Annotated in this window: 2 protein-coding genes; one reads left to right on the top strand and one right to left on the bottom strand. The window is 58.3% G+C overall.

Features of this window, described 5'->3' with window-relative positions; translation table 11 throughout:
* Positions 1-488 precede the first annotated feature (488 nt).
* Entirely contained in the window at positions 489-1163 is a 675-nt protein-coding gene (locus AC0L2M_RS34495; RefSeq protein WP_473537255.1) for a recombinase family protein, read from the top strand.
* Positions 1164-1430: 267 nt separating this feature from the next.
* Here AC0L2M_RS34495 and AC0L2M_RS34500 read toward each other — a convergent pair whose 3' ends face one another.
* Positions 1431-1928, bottom strand: a complete 498-nt coding sequence (locus AC0L2M_RS34500; RefSeq protein ID WP_473537256.1) for an inorganic diphosphatase — start codon at positions 1926-1928, stop codon at positions 1431-1433.
* Between the last annotated feature and the right edge of the window lie 1130 nt (positions 1929-3058).

Genomic DNA, 3058 nt, shown 5'->3' on the forward strand with positions numbered 1-3058 from the left:
GATCACGTCCTGCAGTGAGAAGACGAGAACGCCCAGGCAGAGAAAGCCAGTGGCTGCTAGGGACTTGTTCTGCATGGGTACGTCCTAGTGAAGGGGCGCAGCTAGCTTGGCTAGGGCCGAGCTCGATAGGGCCTGCACAGCCGCACCTGTAATCCACACTGACGTGAACGTTTGTCGCGAGATTGCGTTCTGGCCGCAGACTTAGGGCGTGCCCATACGAATTGGAAGTAGCTGCATCCGCGGCGGCTGCGCCTCTGTGGCGGGCGCGATAAGGAAGCAACGTGCTGACGAAGGATGGTTATCTGCACTGGATGCGAAAACTCGGCTTGCTCATGAAGTGCCTTCCAACAAGTCTGCGTCATATAGGCGGCGCTCCAGCTCAACCGCGTTGCTGCTGAAGGCTAATTCCTGAAAGAACTTGCTGAACCGTGTCTTGTGAGCACACTGCAAACGGTGGTTTGCAGTTTGAACACCCCGGAAACAGCAGCATGACGAGAGCAGTCGCCTACTATCGGGTCTCGACCCAGCGCCAAGGACGATCAGGTCTCGGCATTGAGGCCCAGCGTGCCGCGGTCGCCCGCTTTGCTGAAGCCGAGGGAATTGCCATCATCCAGGAGTTCACCGAGGTCGAAACCGGCAAGGGCTCGGACGCCCTGGATCGCCGTCCGCAACTTGCAGCCGCCCTCGCCCTTGCCCGGCAGCTCAAATGCCCGGTCGTCGTGGCCAAGCTCGACCGCCTGTCGCGCGATGTCGCCTTCATAGCCGGCCTGATGGTCCAGCGCGTTCCTTTTATAGTCGCCGAACTTGGCGCCGATGCCGATCCGTTCATGTTGCACCTCTACGCCGCCTTGGCAGAAAAAGAACGGCGGCTGATCTCGGAACGAACCAAGGCCGCCCTCGCCTCTCGCAAGACCACTGGCATAAAACTCGGTAATCCGACCAACACAGCTGAAGCTGCGGCGAAAGGTCGGAAGATCTCGATCCGGGAGGCTGACAGATTTGCCCAGACCGTGCTGCCGATCATCGCCTCCATCCAGCAGTCGGGCATCACCAGCCTGCGTGGCCTGGCAATCGCTCTGAACAAATCGAGGCGTTCGAACAGCCCGCAACGGCCAATGGCAGGTCTCGAATGTGCGAAACGTTCTCGCGCGGCAATCCCCTAGTCTTTTATAAGCGGGAAATAGCCACCTTGCCGATATCTCCGCAGGAGCTGGTGGGCTGCTTGACGGGTCAAAATATGCCCGCGCCTCAAGTGCCCGCCCGCAACCCCTGCGCCATATGCGATGCAGTCATTTCGCGAAAAAATGAACGGCCTTCCTGCCTGCTCTATTGCGGGTGCACTTCGCCGTTGTTGACCTGTGAAAGTGCCGCCACCGACGTCCAGGCAGCCTTGTGTTCTCAAGCTACATTCTTCTCATATTGTGGAGCGCTCAGGGACCGGCGGCTCGCTGTTTCCGCTCGAAAGTTCTCATGGCCCGATGGATGTTCCGGAGAGCTTGGCTGGAATCGTGCCAGCCTTCGAATTCGATTTGTTTGTCGGTGCCGGACACCGACGCGAGGAAAAACTGCTCGATCTCGGATCGCAGACGATCCGGAACATTCTCGCCAAGGAGAGACTCGCTATGGGCGTCTTGCTTGTGCGGGCAAAATACAAAGCGATCGTTTCTCACGGTCTCGCCGTTCTCCGTTTGCATGACACAAAGGGCCGCCAGCAGATCGCACTTGATGACAACACCGGGAGCGCTGGTGGCCTCATGGATGACCAGGCCGTCGAGGGCGTCGCCATCGTCGCCCAGTGTAGAAGGCAGAAAGCCCCAGTCGTACGGGTAGGCCAGGCCCGCTGGAAGCGGCCGCGTATATTCGAAAAGCTTCTTCTTGGGCTTGTAAGTCAACTTTGCTTCGGCGCCACGCGGTGTTTCCACGACCACCCTGATCCGACCCTTCGATGTAGTCGTAGGCAGTGTTAGATAATTCGCCACGTTTGGTCCTCGCCAGTCCATGCCAATGGCTCTAGGCTTCTCTAAGCAGCGGATGGCCGATTTGTTCCCAACGTGCTTACCCGGGTCTTCACGAAAACCGGTGCGGATTGGACGCGCAAATACACTTGGCTCATGCGAAGCCACCAGAGAGCTTGAGATCGAGAATGCGATCATCGGCGGCCAGGCTTCAGAAACACGCCGGTCCACCGCCCAAAGAGTTGAAGAAAGGGCCGGCGACGCAATGAGTACAGCCAGAGGTGGTGAAGCTGCGCATCAGGCACCTCTGCGGCGAGCATGGCCATATCCGACATCGTTCTGTGCCGATATGCGATGCAGTCATTTCGCGAAGAACGGCCTTCCTGCCTGCTCTGCTGACAGTTCCCCGTCTGCCATGCTACCATGCACGAGGATAATTCCTGTCGCACCGATAGAGTTCGTAAGCTGTGTGACGGAGTGATAGGTGAACGATGAAAAAGGAAAAGCCTTTCGTTCCCACCGAGTTTCACATAAGCACGGTCGCGGACGACAAGGGCCCTTTCGGCATTCTCTCTGTTCGCACTACAGGTGGCCGCTTGGAGATTGCGCTAGACAGCGAGGCAACGGTCGCGCTTCTCGACGCAGTAGCTCGACTTCAGGCGAAGATAAATGAGCGTCGCTAGCGTTTATCAGGGATTGGAAGGTCCACGCCACGCATCCAACGTAAGGGGATCTAGTTCACATTCGGCGCGGTCGGCGGGGTTGAACGGACGCCCTTTCCAGTCTCGGTAAGTCACTCTCTTGCGATCTCGTTGAGCCGCTCTCTCGTGAGAACATGTCGAGCAGTTGGCCTGATAGACACATAAGTTTCTCTCCGTTGTCCGATGGCACGCTGCCAACCGGATGTCTCCGTAGGTCGACCGTTGGCTGGCGCGTGAGGCCGAGTTGCTGGCGGCCCACGCCGACAGCAAGGGACGTGACACCTATGCGTTCGACCCGATCTCCAGTCCCTATCTGGAGGTTGCCGACGATCTGCGCATTCGGACGCCCTATTCGAAGACCGCCCTTCGGGAACTACATGGCATTCCCTGGGCAAGTTGGGA

It is taken from the genome of Mesorhizobium sp. WSM4806, from assembly GCF_055811635.1.

Bases quoted from the DNA above. Each gene is read 5' to 3' on its own strand.
- AC0L2M_RS34495 (WP_473537255.1), top strand. From the start codon at position 489: ATGACGAGAGCAGTCGCCTACTATCGGGTCTCGACCCAGCGCCAAGGA.